This is a genomic window from Pseudomonas sp. TAE6080 (assembly GCF_018732265.1).
Taxonomy (GTDB): Bacteria; Pseudomonadota; Gammaproteobacteria; order Pseudomonadales; family Pseudomonadaceae; genus Aquipseudomonas; species Aquipseudomonas brenneri.
The window spans coordinates 94,847-108,012 of record NZ_JAHIDY010000001.1; the positions used below are offsets into that span (position 1 = coordinate 94,847).

12 protein-coding genes are annotated in these 13,166 nt (G+C 57.4%); 5 read left to right on the top strand and 7 right to left on the bottom strand.

Translation table 11 applies throughout. The features are described from left to right. Position 1: 1 nt before the first annotated feature. The gene (locus KL786_RS00465) at positions 2 to 2,290 is read right to left on the bottom strand and encodes a TonB-dependent receptor (protein WP_215516364.1); all 2,289 of its coding nucleotides are present in this window, start codon (positions 2,288 to 2,290) and stop codon (positions 2 to 4) included. 215 nt (positions 2,291 to 2,505) lie between these two features. On the opposite strand from KL786_RS00465, the gene KL786_RS00470 reads away from it, so the two are divergent. Further along, positions 2,506 to 3,186: a Fe2+-dependent dioxygenase gene (locus KL786_RS00470; protein WP_032861939.1), complete on the top strand. Its 681-nt coding sequence runs from the start codon at positions 2,506 to 2,508 to the stop codon at positions 3,184 to 3,186. Positions 3,187 to 3,188: 2 nt separating this feature from the next. Continuing rightward, the gene (locus KL786_RS00475; protein WP_215516365.1) at positions 3,189 to 3,944 is read left to right on the top strand and encodes a tetratricopeptide repeat protein; all 756 of its coding nucleotides are present in this window, start codon (positions 3,189 to 3,191) and stop codon (positions 3,942 to 3,944) included. 106 nt (positions 3,945 to 4,050) lie between these two features. On the opposite strand, the gene KL786_RS00480 is transcribed toward KL786_RS00475, so the two are convergent. The 5 genes from KL786_RS00480 to KL786_RS00500 all read right to left on the bottom strand — a co-directional run bounded on the left by KL786_RS00480 (position 4,051) and on the right by KL786_RS00500 (position 9,091). Continuing rightward, on the bottom strand, positions 4,051 to 5,214 hold the full coding sequence (locus KL786_RS00480) for a type III PLP-dependent enzyme (RefSeq protein WP_124361263.1): 1,164 nt from the start codon (positions 5,212 to 5,214) through the stop codon (positions 4,051 to 4,053). Between the two features lie 426 nt (positions 5,215 to 5,640). Next, positions 5,641 to 6,798: an osmoprotectant ABC transporter ATP-binding protein OsmV gene (locus KL786_RS00485; RefSeq protein WP_215516366.1), complete on the bottom strand. Its 1,158-nt coding sequence runs from the start codon at positions 6,796 to 6,798 to the stop codon at positions 5,641 to 5,643. After that, positions 6,795 to 7,448 (bottom strand): ABC transporter permease, encoded by a 654-nt coding sequence (locus KL786_RS00490; protein ID WP_027604864.1) that lies wholly within the window; start codon positions 7,446 to 7,448, stop codon positions 6,795 to 6,797. Before KL786_RS00490 ends, KL786_RS00485 begins: the two co-directional genes overlap by 4 nt. A 12-nt stretch (positions 7,449 to 7,460) precedes the next feature. After that, positions 7,461 to 8,354: a glycine betaine ABC transporter substrate-binding protein gene (locus KL786_RS00495; RefSeq protein WP_215516367.1), complete on the bottom strand. Its 894-nt coding sequence runs from the start codon at positions 8,352 to 8,354 to the stop codon at positions 7,461 to 7,463. Positions 8,355 to 8,374: 20 nt separating this feature from the next. After that, on the bottom strand, positions 8,375 to 9,091 hold the full coding sequence (locus KL786_RS00500; protein WP_215516368.1) for an ABC transporter permease: 717 nt from the start codon (positions 9,089 to 9,091) through the stop codon (positions 8,375 to 8,377). 329 nt (positions 9,092 to 9,420) lie between these two features. Here KL786_RS00500 and KL786_RS00505 point away from each other — a divergent pair, with 329 nt between their 5' ends. The 3 genes from KL786_RS00505 to KL786_RS00515 all read left to right on the top strand — a co-directional run bounded on the left by KL786_RS00505 (position 9,421) and on the right by KL786_RS00515 (position 12,536). Next, positions 9,421 to 11,004 carry a peptide chain release factor 3 gene (locus tag KL786_RS00505; protein WP_032860140.1) on the top strand — a complete coding sequence of 528 codons (1,584 nt, stop codon included), beginning with the start codon at positions 9,421 to 9,423 and terminating at the stop codon, positions 11,002 to 11,004. A 179-nt stretch (positions 11,005 to 11,183) separates the two neighbouring features. Next, entirely contained in the window at positions 11,184 to 11,627 is a 444-nt protein-coding gene (locus KL786_RS00510) for a hypothetical protein (RefSeq protein WP_215516369.1), read from the top strand. 465 nt (positions 11,628 to 12,092) lie between these two features. Then, complete coding sequence (locus KL786_RS00515) at positions 12,093 to 12,536, top strand: hypothetical protein (protein ID WP_215516370.1); 444 nt, start codon at positions 12,093 to 12,095, stop codon at positions 12,534 to 12,536. 201 nt (positions 12,537 to 12,737) lie between these two features. Here KL786_RS00515 and KL786_RS00520 read toward each other — a convergent pair whose 3' ends face one another. Beyond that, positions 12,738 to 13,085 carry a hypothetical protein gene (locus tag KL786_RS00520; protein WP_215516371.1) on the bottom strand — a complete coding sequence of 116 codons (348 nt, stop codon included), beginning with the start codon at positions 13,083 to 13,085 and terminating at the stop codon, positions 12,738 to 12,740. Positions 13,086 to 13,166: the final 81 nt, after the last annotated feature.

Genomic DNA, 13,166 nt, shown 5'->3' on the forward strand with positions numbered 1-13,166 from the left:
CTTAGAAGTGGAAGCTGGTGGTCAACAGCGCCGTACGACCGGCTGCCTGGTTGGCGAAGTGCGCGCCGTAGGCCTTGTCGTAGTAGGTTTTGTCGGTCAGGTTCTGCACGTTCAATTGCAGGTCGACGTTCTTGGTCAGCTTGTAGCTGGCCATGGCGTCGTAGCGGGTGTAGGACGGCACGTAGACGGTGTTGCCCGCATCGCCGTAGACGTCGTCGACATAGAACGCGCCGCCGCCGACAGTCAGCTTCGAGGTGATGTCATACGTTGTCCACAGGCTGAAGGCGTTCTTCGGCGTGTTGGGCATTTCGTTGCCTTTGTTGGAGCCGGCAGTGACGACGCCCTGGCGGTTGCCGTTTTTGCCTGGGTCTACCAGCTCGCTTTTCAGGTAGCTGTAGCCGGCGAACACTTGCCACTGCTCGGTGAGCTTGCCGCTGGCCGACAGCTCCAGGCCATCGACGCGGGACTCGCCAGCGTTCTCATAGGTGTTGGAGTTCACCAGGATGCGCGCGTTTTTCTTCTCGGTGCGGAACACCGCAGCGGTCAGGGACAGGCGGTCGTGGAACAGGTCCCACTTGGTGCCTAGCTCGTAGTTGACGGTTTCTTCTGGTTTCAGGTCGCTGGTGTTGATGCCGGTGGGCGGTGCATTCGAGTCCACACCTTCACCGACCAGGCCGCCGGGAGGCGAGGCCGAAGTGGCATAGGAGGTGTAGATGCTGCCGTTTTCCATCGGCTTCCAGACCAGGCCGGCCTGCCAGTTGAAGAACTGGCTGTCGTCCTTGAACTTGGTGCGGCCGGTGGCTGCGTTGCTATTGGCCTCGGTGTCGAAGGTGTCGTAGCGCAGGCCGACGTTCAGCAGCCATTGCGGGTCCAGCTCGATGGTGTCGAACACATAGGCAGCGCGGCTGGTGGCCTTGGTGTTGGTGCCCAGGTAGTTGCGGGCGACGCTGCCGGTCCAGGCGTCATCCGGGTTCGGGTTGCTCAACGACGTGCATTGGCCGCCCTTGCCGCCACCGGCCACGGTGCAGACCGGGTTGCTATTGGGGCTGACGGTATAACCGCTGACGCGGGTTTCTTCACCGGTAAATTCCAGGCCGGTGGAGTAGCTGTGCTTGAAGCCCAGGGCCTGGAAGTTGCCAAACAGATCGGTCTGGTTAGTGGTGGTCGTGGTGGTGGACACGCGGCTGTTGGCCCGACGCCACACGGTACCGAACTGGTTGACGTTGTGCTGGCTGTCATCCGGCTGAGTGAGCACGTAGTCCTGGCCGGTGCTGCCGTGGCGCAGGGTGTTCTTGATCGTCATGTTGTCGTTCAGGTCGTGCTCGATGGAGAACGTACTGATGTCGGCGCGGGTCTTGCGAAAGTCACGATCCTTGAGGCCGTAGAAGTTGCTGCTGTCACCGCCGTCGGTGGGTTTGTCATGCACGTGGGCGGCGTTGGACGCGCTGCTGCTGTAGCCGTAGGGAATGCCCGAATCCGGCAGGTCGTTGCTTTCCATGTGGTAGTAGCTGAGGTTGACGCGGGTCGGAGTGCCCAGGCCAAAGGTCAGCGACGGCGCCACGCCCCAACGGTCGTAATTGACCGCGTCGCGGCCGGCCACGTTCTGTTCGTGGCTCATCAGGTTCAGGCGGAATGCGGCGGTGTCGAGGAACTGGCGGTTGACGTCGAGGGCATAGCGACGGGTCTGGTCCGAACCGTAGGTAAAGCCGCCGTTGAGGAAGTCCCGCGCTTGTGGGGTCTTGCTCACCAGGTTGAGGCTGCCGCCGGCCGAACCACGGCCACCGAACGAAGAGTTCGGGCCCTTGCTGACTTCAATGGACTCGATATCGAAAATTTCCCGGCTCTGGCCACCGGTGTCGCGCACGCCGTCCAGGTAGGTGTCGCCCTGGGCATCGAAGCCACGGATAAACGGGCGGTCGCCCTGGGGGTTGCCGCCTTCACCGGCACCAAAGGTGATGCCTGGCACGGTGCGCAAGGCATCTTGCAGCGAGGTGGCGGCAGTGTCCTTGAGCACCTGCGCCGGCACCACGGTGACGGAGCGCGGGGTGTCGACCAGCGGCGCAGTGTATTTCTGCGAAGAGGCTTTTTCGGTCTGGTAGGACGTCGCGTCCTGTTCCTGGCCGGTAATGCTGGTGGCTCCCAGGGAAATGCTGTTGCGCTCGCCTTTTTGTTCGGTCTCTTCGGCCGCTTGAGCCATATGGGCTACGGAGCTGGCGCTGATGGCCACGCCAATGGCCGAAGCCAGCAGGCGCGGTGAACTGTTTGGTGTTTTTGTAATGTGGCGCGACATGAAATTCCCTACCCCAAGGATGTTAGGGCGCGAAATATATTGTAAACAATTATGTATAGCAATTGAGAGGCGTTGCTATTTGCACTGTATTTACAAAATTTACACTTCGCAAATTACGGTTTTTATTGGCTCATACGTCTGCCTGTCGATCAGGGTTTTACATAGTCAATAGGAATCAATATCATTGACATCCTTCTGCTCTCAGGTAACGCCTCATGCTGCTGCATATTCCCGGCCTGTTCTCTCGCGAAGAGGTCCTGCGCATTCGTGAAGCCCTGGAACAGGCAGACTGGGCTGACGGCAAGATCACCGCCGGCCACCAGTCGGCCAAGGCCAAGCACAATCTGCAATTACCCGAAGGCCATCCACTGGCCAAGGAAATCGGCGCAGCCATGCTCGACCGCCTGTGGCAAAACCCGCAATTCATGTCGGCAGCACTGCCGCACAAAGTTTTCCCGCCGCTGCTCAATTGCTATACCGCCGGTGGCAGCTTCGACTTTCATATCGACAACGCCGTGCGCCAGCCCAAGGGCAGCCCGGAGCGGGTGCGCACCGATCTGTCCTCCACGCTGTTTTTCAGCGATCCGGACGAGTACGACGGCGGAGAGCTGGAGATCCAGGACACCTTCGGCCTGCAACGGGTCAAGTTGCCAGCCGGTGACATGGTGCTGTACCCAGGCTCTAGCCTGCATAAAGTCAACGCCGTGACCCGTGGCACACGCTATGCCTCGTTTTTCTGGACCCAGAGCCTGGTGCGCGAAGACAGCCAGCGCACCTTGCTGTTTGAAATGGACGGCGCGATCCAGCAATTGACCCGTGACGTACCGGATCACCCGGCGCTGATCCAGCTCACCGGCACCTATCACAACCTGTTGCGTCGCTGGGTCGAGGTCTGAGCATGGTTTTTCACCTGCGCCTCGAAGAAACCCTCGACGGTGAACAACTGCGGGCCATGCTCGACGAATCCCCGGCCCGCGCGGCCCAGGCGATCCTGATGGCAGCGAAGGAGGGCGTGCTCGACGCCCAGGCGCTGCTGGGGCAAATCCTTTTGGACGGGCGTGGTATCGCGCGCGATGAGGCGCTGGCGTTGCGCTGGTTCCGGATCGCTGCACGGGGCGGCCACCTGATGGCACGCAATATGGTGGGGCGCTGCCTGGAGCATGGCTGGGGTTGCGCCGCCGATGCGCTGGCCGCCGCCGGGGAATACCGCCTGGCAGCAGAAGCCGGGTTGGATTGGGGCTTGTACAACTACGCCAACCTGCTGGCCACTGGGCGCGGCGTGACGTTAGACCAACAGCAGGCATTGGCCTGTTATCGCCAGGCTGCCGAACTGGGGCATGCCAAGTCGATGAACCTGCTGGGGCGTTACCTGGAGCAAGGGCAGTTCTGCGCCCAGGACGTGTCCGCAGCGCGTGATTGGTATCGCCGCTCGGCGGAGGGTGGGGACTTTCGCGGGCAGTTCAGTTATGCGGCGGTGCTGGCAGATCAAGGCCAGGTCGAGGTTGCGCTGGAGTGGTTGCGCAAGGCGCTGGAGGGCGGGAACCTGAAGTTCTTGCGGGTAGCGCATGCAGCGCTGGCGGCGGCGAATGATCCGCAGATTCGCGCCATGGCTGTCGCCTACCAACAACGCGAGGCGCAGTTAGAACCCCTGTAGGAGCGAGCTTGCTCGCGAAAATCGCTAACGATAACGCGTTCATTCAGAATGAACGCGGCGTCCTCAGGTTCTTCGCGAGCAAGCTCGCTCCTACAGGGGTAGGTGTTTAGACGTAGAAGGATTTCAGCGGTGGGAAGCCGTTGAATTCAACTGCGCTGTAGCTGGTGGTGTACGCACCGGTGGACAGCCAGTACATGCGATCACCAATGGCCAGGTTCAGCGGCAGGCCATACTTGTAGTTTTCGTACATGATATCGGCGCTGTCGCAGGTAGGACCGGCGATGACCACTTCTTCCATCTCGCCTTTTTTCTCGGTCCAGATCGGGAACTTGATGGCTTCGTCCATGGTTTCGATCAGGCCGGAGAACTTGCCCACATCCGTGTACACCCAACGCTCGACGGCGGTGCGCGATTTACGTGCAACCAACACCACTTCGCTGACCAGGATCCCGGCGTTGGCGATCAACGAACGGCCTGGCTCCAGGATGATTTCCGGCAACTCATCACCGAAGTCTTCCTTGAGGAAGCGGATGATTTCCTCGGCATAGGTTTCCAGGCTGTTGGTGCGGGTGATGTAGTTGGCCGGGAAGCCGCCACCCATGTTGATCAGCTTGAGGTGGATGCCGTCTTCTTCTTTCAAGCGCTCGAAGATCACCTTGACCTTGGCGATGGCTGCGTCCCACACGCTGATATCACGCTGCTGGGAACCGACGTGGAACGAGATGCCGTAGGGCACCAGGCCCAGGTCGCGCGCGAGGATCAGCAGGTCCATGGCCATGTCGGTCTGGCAGCCGAATTTGCGCGACAAAGGCCAGTCAGCCGTGGTCGAGCCTTCGGTGAGGATGCGCACATAGACTTTCGAACCCGGCGCGGCCTTGGCGATGTTGCGCAGGTCGGCTTCGGAGTCGGTGGAGAACAGGCGCACGCCCTTCTCGTAGAAGTAGCGGATGTCCTTGGACTTTTTGATGGTGTTGCCGTAGCTGATACGGTCGGCGCTGACGCCACGGTCCATGACCTTGTCCAGCTCATAGATCGAGGCGATGTCGAAGCTCGAACCCTTGTCTTTCAACAGGTCGATGATCTCGACGGCAGGGTTGGCCTTGACGGCGTAGTACACCTTGGCGAATTCGAAACCGGCGCGCAGGTCATCGTAGGCCTGGCTGATCATCGCGGTGTCGATCACCACGAACGGGGTTTCTTGCTTGTCGGCGAACGCCTTCATTTTGTCAAACGTGGCGCGCGCGAAATAGTCTTCGACGTTGATCGACATGCTGGGAACTCCTAAGGGCAAACTAAATTGATCAATGGGTGCAAATGAACGTCCTCCGTATCCCCACTTTGGTTCGCCTACTTCCCAAGGCATGTCGCCGAAAGCAAAAAGGCCATGGGATAAGCTTCCCTTGGCCTTGCTGTCTCGTCGTCAGTACTTGAGCCGGATGGATCGTTTCCAGCATGGACGTTCGGCGCGAACTTTAGGGCGTGAGGGGCTTGAGATCAACTAAAAATGTCGCGTTTGTGCACGCGTTCGTCGCGAGGCGCCGTGCAGCTACTTATGTAACCGACCGGTGTGACGGATTGATGTTCCCCGGATGGGGTTAATCAGATGGATTTGCGGTGTATTCATCGCAGGCAAGCCAGCTCCCACAGGAGAATGCATTTCAACTGTAGGAGCTGGCTTGCCTGCGATAGCGGTCTATCAGGCCTGGGCTGTTTCTGCGGGCGACACAATACTGGTCTTGCCCCCACGGGACTTGCCGGAGCTCAGGTACTCGGCAATCGACTCCTGGGTCACTTCACCCAAAAACACCCGCTCGGCATCCATCACCGGCAGCCACGAACGGTTGAACTCGTACATCCGTGACAGCAGGATGCGCAAGTGCTCGTCAAACGCCGCCGTGGCGTTGAATTCGCGCAGGTATTGGGCGCAGGTACCGGTCTGACGATGCAGGTCGCGACGTCGCACATACCCCAGCGCCTTGTTCTCGGCGCAAGTGACCACCACATAGCGCCGGTCATGCTCGTCCATCAACTCCAGGGCATCGGCCACCGGCGTTTCCGGGCTGACCGACGGGGCGTTGTCTGCCGCGTCCTCGGCCTTGACCAGCAACAGGCGCTTGAGGGTGCTGTCCTGGCCGACAAAGTTGCTGACAAAATCGTCGGCAGGATGGGCCAGCAGGGTGTCCGGGTGGTCGATCTGCAACAGCTTGCCGGCGCGGAAGATCGCGATCTTGTCGCCGAGCTTGATCGCCTCGTCGATGTCATGACTGACCATGATCACCGTCTTGTTCAGCGCACGCTGCATCTCGAAGAACTCGTTCTGGATCATCTCGCGGTTGATCGGGTCGACCGCGCCGAACGGTTCGTCCATCAGCAGCAACGGCGCATCGGCCGCCAGGGCGCGGATCACGCCGATCCGTTGCTGCTGGCCGCCGGACAACTCGCGCGGGTAGCGGTGCAGATACTGCTTGGGTTCGAGCTTGATCATGCTCATCAATTCGCGGGCGCGGTCATGGCATTTCTGCTTGTCCCAGCCCAGCAGCTTGGGCACCACCACGATGTTTTCCTCGATGGTCATGTTGGGGAACAGGCCGATCTGCTGGATCACATAGCCGATGTTGCGGCGCAGGGTCACCTCATCGAGGTCGGTGGTGTCTTCGCCGTTGATCAGGATCTTGCCCGAGGTCGGGCGGATCAGGCGGTTGATCATCTTCAGCGTGGTGCTCTTGCCGCAACCCGACGGGCCGAGGAACACACAAATTTCGCCTTCGTTGACGGTCAGGCTCACATCGTTAACGGCAGTAATGGTCTTGCCGTTGCTTTGGAAGGTCTTGGACAGGTTTTGAAGTTCGATCATTTGAGCAATCCTTTTGGAGTCAGCGAGCGTTGCAGCCATTGCAGAAGCAGGTCGGCGAAGATGGCCAGGAGACTGACCAGCACGGCGCCAACGATCAGCATCGACATGTCGCTGCGGCTGATGGAAGCCAGAATAAGTACACCCAGGCCACCGGCGCCGATGGTGGCGGCAATGGTCATCACACCGATGTTCATCACCACGGCAGTGCGCACGCCGGCGAGGATCACCGGCACCGCGATGGGCAACTCGACCATGCGCAGGCGCTGGCCGAAGGTCATGCCGATGCCTTTGGCGGCTTCGCGAATCCCAGGCTCCACGCCGGTCAGCGCCAGGTAGGTGTTACGCATGATCGGCAACAGCGAGTAGAGGAACACCGCGGTGATCGCCGGCATCGGTCCCAGGCCCTGGCCGAACTTGGAGTAGAACGGCAGCAGCAGGCCGAACAGGGCGATGGACGGCACGGTCAGCAACACTGTGGCGCTGGCCTGCAACGGGCCGGCGAGGGTCGGGAAACGGGTCATCAGCACGCCCAGGGGCACACCGACGACAATTGCGAGGATCACGGCGATACCGACCAGGGTGATGTGCTGCCAGGTCAGGTGCAGGACTTGGGCCCAATCAAGATGGGAAAAGGCGTTCAAAAATTCCATGTCTTCTCCTCTTTAGTTGAGTGGGTGCTGGCGCAGGAAGTCAGCGGCAACTGCGGACGGGCTTTCATGGTCGACGTCGACCCGCGCGTTCAACTGGCGCATGGTTTCATCGTCGAACAGCGCCGCCAGTGGCTTGAGCTCGGCGGCCAGTTGCGGGTGGGCATCCAGATAAACCTGACGCACCACGGGCGCGGCGGTGTAGTCCGGGAAGTAATGCAGGTCATCTTCCAGCAGCTTCAACTTGAAGGCGTTGAGGCGCCCGTCAGTGGTGTACACCAGCCCGGCAAACACTTGGCCATTGCGCAGCGCGGTGTAGACCAGGCCGGCATCCATCTGGCGCGTGTTTTCGCGAGTCAGGTTCATCTCATACAGCTTGACCATGCCGGCCATGCCGTCGGAACGGTTGGCGAACTCGGTGTCCAGAGCCACCAGGCGGTGCTCCTTGGTGTCCTCTCGCATGGCTTTGTTCAGGTCGCTGATCGTATTGATCTGCGGGTGCTCGGCGGCCACTTTTTCTGGCAGTGCCAGGGCGTAGGTATTGCTGAACTTCGACGGCGACAGCCAGACCAGGCCTTTTTTCGCGTCGAGTTCTTTGACCCTTGCGTAGGACTGTTCGCTGTCGAGCTTCTCGTCCACATGGTTGTAAGCCACCAGGGATACGCCGGTGTATTCCCAGATCAGGTCCAGTTGCCCACTTTCCTGGGCACTGCGCGCCAGGTTGCTGCCCAGGCCACCGGTCACGCGGGTCTCGTAACCCTTGGTGCGCAGGTACTGGGAGGTGATTTCCGCCAGCAGGGTCTGCTCGGTGAACACTCGGGCGCCGATGCGGATCACCGGTTTTTCAGCGGCTTGCGCAATGCCTGCAAACAGCAGGACGCAGCCTAATATCAAGCTTATTTTTTTCATGTCGATTCCTTTACCCAGCCTTAAGACGCACGCAACCCGCGTTCCAGCCAGAGGCGGCTGGCCATGGTCACCAGGCCGTCAAGCAGCAAGGCCAGCAGCGCGGTACACGCGGCGCCAAGCAGCAATTGCGGCTGATTGTTCAGGGCGATGCCGGGGAAAATCAGGCTGCCCAGGCTGTTGGCACCAATCAGGAACGCCAGCGGTGCGGTACCGACGTTGATCGCCAGGGCCACGCGCACGCCACCGATGATGATGGGCACGGCGTTGGGCAGTTCGACGCGAAACAGCACCTGGCGCGGGGTCATGCCGATGCCGACGGCAGCTTCCTTCAGGGAGCCCTGCACGTTTTTCAGGCCTTCATAGGTGTTGCGCACGATAGGCAGCAGGGAGGCGAGGAACAGGGCGAAGATCGCAGGGCCGCTGCCGATGCCGAGGACGCCGAGGGCGATGGCCAGTACGGCCAGGGGAGGGACGGTGTTGCCGATGTTGAAGATCTGCATGAAGCGTTCTGCGCGCCCGACCATATTCGGTCGGCTGAGCAGGATACCGGCGGGAATCCCTACAACGAGGGCGGCCAGCATGGAGACTAGAACGAGGATCAGGTGTGCTTGCAGGTAAAACAACAAATCGTCGCGGTACATCTCGATCGTGTTGATGCCGATCCAGTGGATCAGCAGGGCCAGGAGAGCGACGACAACCGCTCCTCCTATCAGCCCTTTGCCATAGCGAATAGCCACAGGCGGACTCCTTTATTTCAGTCGGCGAGCACATTCCCGTGTGGCATTGCCATTCCTGGCTGCCGGTCAATGTGGTCGCGAAAAGCAGCTCGCCAATGCCGGTAATACGGCGTTTGGTCGAACCATGAGCGCAGCCCCGTCAGGCTAACTTGCTGATATTTCAGCCTCTGTTACCAATGCGATAACAGGGGAGTGGACGTCTCCGCCTTTTAAAAGGTTCCATAATTGGCAGCATTTAGCCACCCCCAATCGGGTGAGCGGTGGTCTGGGTGCCTTGATTTACGCTATACTCGCCGCCCTTTTTTGACTCACCTGCCAGGCGATTTCCCATGACCCACCAGGCCGCCGAAGTCGCGAAACGCCGCACTTTCGCCATTATTTCCCACCCCGATGCCGGTAAAACCACCATCACCGAAAAGCTCCTGCTGATGGGCAAGGCGATCGCTGTGGCCGGCACGGTGAAATCCCGCAAGTCTGATCGCCATGCCACTTCCGACTGGATGGAGATGGAGAAGCAACGGGGTATTTCCATTACCACGTCGGTCATGCAGTTCCCTTACCGCGAACACATGATCAACCTGCTCGACACCCCGGGCCACGAAGACTTCTCCGAAGATACCTATCGTACCCTGACCGCAGTGGACTCGGCCTTGATGGTCCTCGACGGTGGTAAGGGCGTTGAGCCACGTACCATCGCGCTGATGGATGTCTGCCGCCTGCGTGACACGCCGATCGTCAGCTTTATCAACAAACTCGACCGTGATATCCGTGATCCGATCGAACTGCTCGATGAAATCGAAGCCGTCCTGAAAATCAAGGCTGCGCCGATTACCTGGCCGATTGGTTGCTACCGCGACTTCAAGGGCGTGTACCACCTGGCCGACGACTACATCATTGTCTACACCGCCGGCCACGGTCACGAACGCACCGATGTGAAAATCATCGAGAAGCTCGATTCCGACGAAGCCCGCGCCCACCTGGGTGACGAGTACGACAGGTTTGTCGACCAACTTGAGCTGGTGCAGGGCGCCTGCCACGAATTCAACCAGCAGGAATTCCTCGACGGCCAGTTGACCCCGGTGTTCTTCGGTACGGCATTGGGCAACTTCGGTGTCGATCACGTGCTTGATGCGGTCGTGAACTGGGCGCCCAAACCATTGGCGCGAGTTGCCAACGAGCGCACGGTTGAGCCGGTCGAAGAAAAGTTCACCGGTTTCGTGTTCAAGATCCAGGCGAACATGGACCCCAAGCACCGCGACCGTATCGCCTTTATGCGTATCTGCTCCGGCAAATACGAAAAAGGCATGAAGATGCGCCATGTGCGTACCGGCAAGGACGTGCGCATCGGCGACGCCCTGACGTTCTTCTCCTCCGAGCGTGAACAGCTGGAAGAAGCGTTTGCCGGTGACATCATCGGCTTGCACAACCACGGCACCATCCAGATCGGCGACACCTTCACTGAAGGCGAAGCACTGGGCTTCACCGGTATCCCGCACTTCGCCCCGGAACTGTTCCGCCGCGTACGCCTGCGCGACCCGCTCAAGTCCAAGCAACTGCGCCAGGGGTTGCAGCAATTGGCCGAAGAGGGCGCGACCCAGGTGTTCTTCCCCGAGCGCAGCAACGACATCATCCTCGGCGCCGTCGGTGTGCTGCAGTTCGATGTGGTGGCCAGCCGCTTGAAAGAGGAATACAAGGTCGAGTGCTCCTACGAGCCAATCACCGTGTACTCCGCGCGCTGGATCGATTGCAGCGACAAGAAGAAACTGGAGGAATTCTCCAACAAGGCCGTGGAAAACCTCGCCATCGACGGCGGTGGTCACCTGACCTACCTGGCGCCGACGCGGGTGAACCTGGCGTTGATGGAAGAGCGTTGGCCGGATGTGAAGTTCCGCGCGACGCGTGAGCATCATTAACACAGGTATTTGTCGCTGAACTGAAAGCCCTACAGATTTATGTCTGTAGGGCTTTTTAGTTTCTGAGAGGTTCTGGACTGTCAACTGTCAAGGTTGACAGTTGACACTGAATGTCGTGCTTCCTACTTTGTAGGTGAGAGGCGTATGTCTTTCAATAACAGGGCTTGGAGAGCGATATCATGTTAGACAGTCAGGAAATAGAAAAGAATCTGTTAAATGCCCAGGGGAGATTTGAATATACAGTGGATGGAGGGGTAGTTGTTATTCCTGTTTATAAATATGCTCATTTTTTTCAGAATAGAACCCATACATTTTTTATTGGGCGGGATACTGATTCTGATGTCCAGCAAACGGGTGTTCATTTATTGTTCACCTATGATAAGTCACTTGAGTTCTGGGGGGTTGATGCTCCACTTGGAGGAGATCTCATCGCCAATTTTTACAATGCAGGAGAAGTCTGGGGTAGCCAGGCAGGGAGTATTACTGGGATGTTCAGCTCTTCGCAAAGAGCGGCGTTTTTCCAGTTTGATTTTACAGCGCAGCGAAACTCACAGGTTAAGCATATAAAGGGGCGTCTTCTGTTGAAGGAGAGTAATTTCTCTTCCTCAATTGATTCAGTATAAAGCTATTGCACTTGGCACGTTATCGAGTTCACGTTTCTGATTTTTTGCGAAGCCTATGACGCATACAAAGTCTCAGGTACTCCGTACATATGTTGATTTGGGTGGTTTCTTTGAAAGGCTTGAATGGAGAAGGCTGAGGCTGTACAAGCATTATGATTGATAAAGCGGTAAAGTTATTTATTGTGCTCTCGGGCTTTTTGGATAAAAAGTCAAACTTTGGTTGTCTGGTAGGAATTGATTTTAAGGCCCAGTGGTTATCTACCAATCTCGATCTGAGTCAACAGATGTTGATAGAGGAGCGCCAGCCGGGTGTAAGTTTCGCACGCCACGCGAATATCATTAGGACTTATGGTTTTTACTGAGTTGTCAACTGTCAAGATTGACAGTTGACGATAAATAGCATGCTTCTAATCTTGTTGGTGGGAGGTATGTGCCTTTCGGTGGTTGCATCTGGAGAGTGAAATCATGTTGGATCGTCAGGAAATAGAGAAGAATCTGTTAAATTCCCATGGTGTCTTTGAATACACTGTTGATGGCGGTAGCCTTATTGCTCCAGCTTATAAATACACATATTTTTTGGATATGGGAGATAGAACTACGGCGATTTTATTGGGGCGAGGTGCTGATAATACTATCCGGGAAACGGGTGTTTATCTTGATTTTAAATATGGGAGAGAGTTTTGGGGGGACGATGTTTCTATCGGAGGGGATGTCGAAGCCACATATTTTTATCTAGGGGAACGCTGGGAAGGTAAGGCGGGAAGTGTTACTGGAATTGTTAATGTTTATCAAAAAGCGGCTTATATTGAATTTGACTTTGTAGCGCATCGAAACTCACTGAGCAAGCATATAAAAGGGTATTGTATATTGGAGGCGAATAATGCTTCTTTATCTGGCGGTTCGGTATAGGAAATCATGCTTGGTGGGGTGGGTGCCAGGGCCTAATGAACACTCATGGCGTTTGTTTATTGATGGTGTAAATGGTTTGAGGGTGGCTATTTGCAATGCTGGGTGGGAAGTGATTGAGGTCGTGGAGTGTCTTGTGAGTATTTATCAAAGGGCGAAGCTATCATGGCTTTGCCCTTTTTGTGGGTAACGAATAGCAGAAACTTATAGGGTGTTGGGCCCTACCTTCAACTGTTTCAAGGAAAGCTCCGCCCCCACCCGCACCGCTTCAACCTGTGCAATCACCGCATCTTTTACAAGCGCTTCGCCAAAGTCGGTCAACTCCTGGTTTTTTATGTGCTCGACACTGAGGTAGAGCAAGTGCAGGGCAACATCCATGGCGCTTTGGAAAGAGATTAGCGTGTTGTTCTTGCCAAGCTCTTCCATGACCGCCTCCCAGCGACGATCCGATTCTTTCTGGAGGGTTTTGAATTCGTCAAAGGTGACGTTGCCATCTTTGTAGATGGTGTCAAGTAAGTTTTCGAGTGAGCGGGATATGGCGCGATACTGCATAAGGGTCTACCTGTTGATGAGGGTTTGGACGGCAGACTTTAATCGTGGATTTTTTGTGGGGCAATATTAAAGTGGGAGGTG

Bases quoted from the DNA above. Each gene is read 5' to 3' on its own strand.
- KL786_RS00475 (WP_215516365.1), top strand. From the start codon at position 3,189: ATGGTTTTTCACCTGCGCCTCGAAGAAACCCTCGACGGTGAACAACTG.
- KL786_RS00505 (WP_032860140.1), top strand. From the start codon at position 9,421: ATGACCCACCAGGCCGCCGAAGTCGCGAAACGCCGCACTTTCGCCATT.
- KL786_RS00510 (WP_215516369.1), top strand. From the start codon at position 11,184: ATGTTAGACAGTCAGGAAATAGAAAAGAATCTGTTAAATGCCCAGGGG.
- KL786_RS00495 (WP_215516367.1), bottom strand. From the start codon at position 8,354: ATGAAAAAAATAAGCTTGATATTAGGCTGCGTCCTGCTGTTTGCAGGC.
- KL786_RS00520 (WP_215516371.1), bottom strand. From the start codon at position 13,085: ATGCAGTATCGCGCCATATCCCGCTCACTCGAAAACTTACTTGACACC.
- KL786_RS00485 (WP_215516366.1), bottom strand. From the start codon at position 6,798: ATGATCGAACTTCAAAACCTGTCCAAGACCTTCCAAAGCAACGGCAAG.
- KL786_RS00465 (WP_215516364.1), bottom strand. From the start codon at position 2,290: ATGTCGCGCCACATTACAAAAACACCAAACAGTTCACCGCGCCTGCTG.
- KL786_RS00480 (WP_124361263.1), bottom strand. From the start codon at position 5,214: ATGTCGATCAACGTCGAAGACTATTTCGCGCGCGCCACGTTTGACAAA.
- KL786_RS00490 (WP_027604864.1), bottom strand. From the start codon at position 7,448: ATGGAATTTTTGAACGCCTTTTCCCATCTTGATTGGGCCCAAGTCCTG.
- KL786_RS00470 (WP_032861939.1), top strand. From the start codon at position 2,506: ATGCTGCTGCATATTCCCGGCCTGTTCTCTCGCGAAGAGGTCCTGCGC.
- KL786_RS00515 (WP_215516370.1), top strand. From the start codon at position 12,093: ATGTTGGATCGTCAGGAAATAGAGAAGAATCTGTTAAATTCCCATGGT.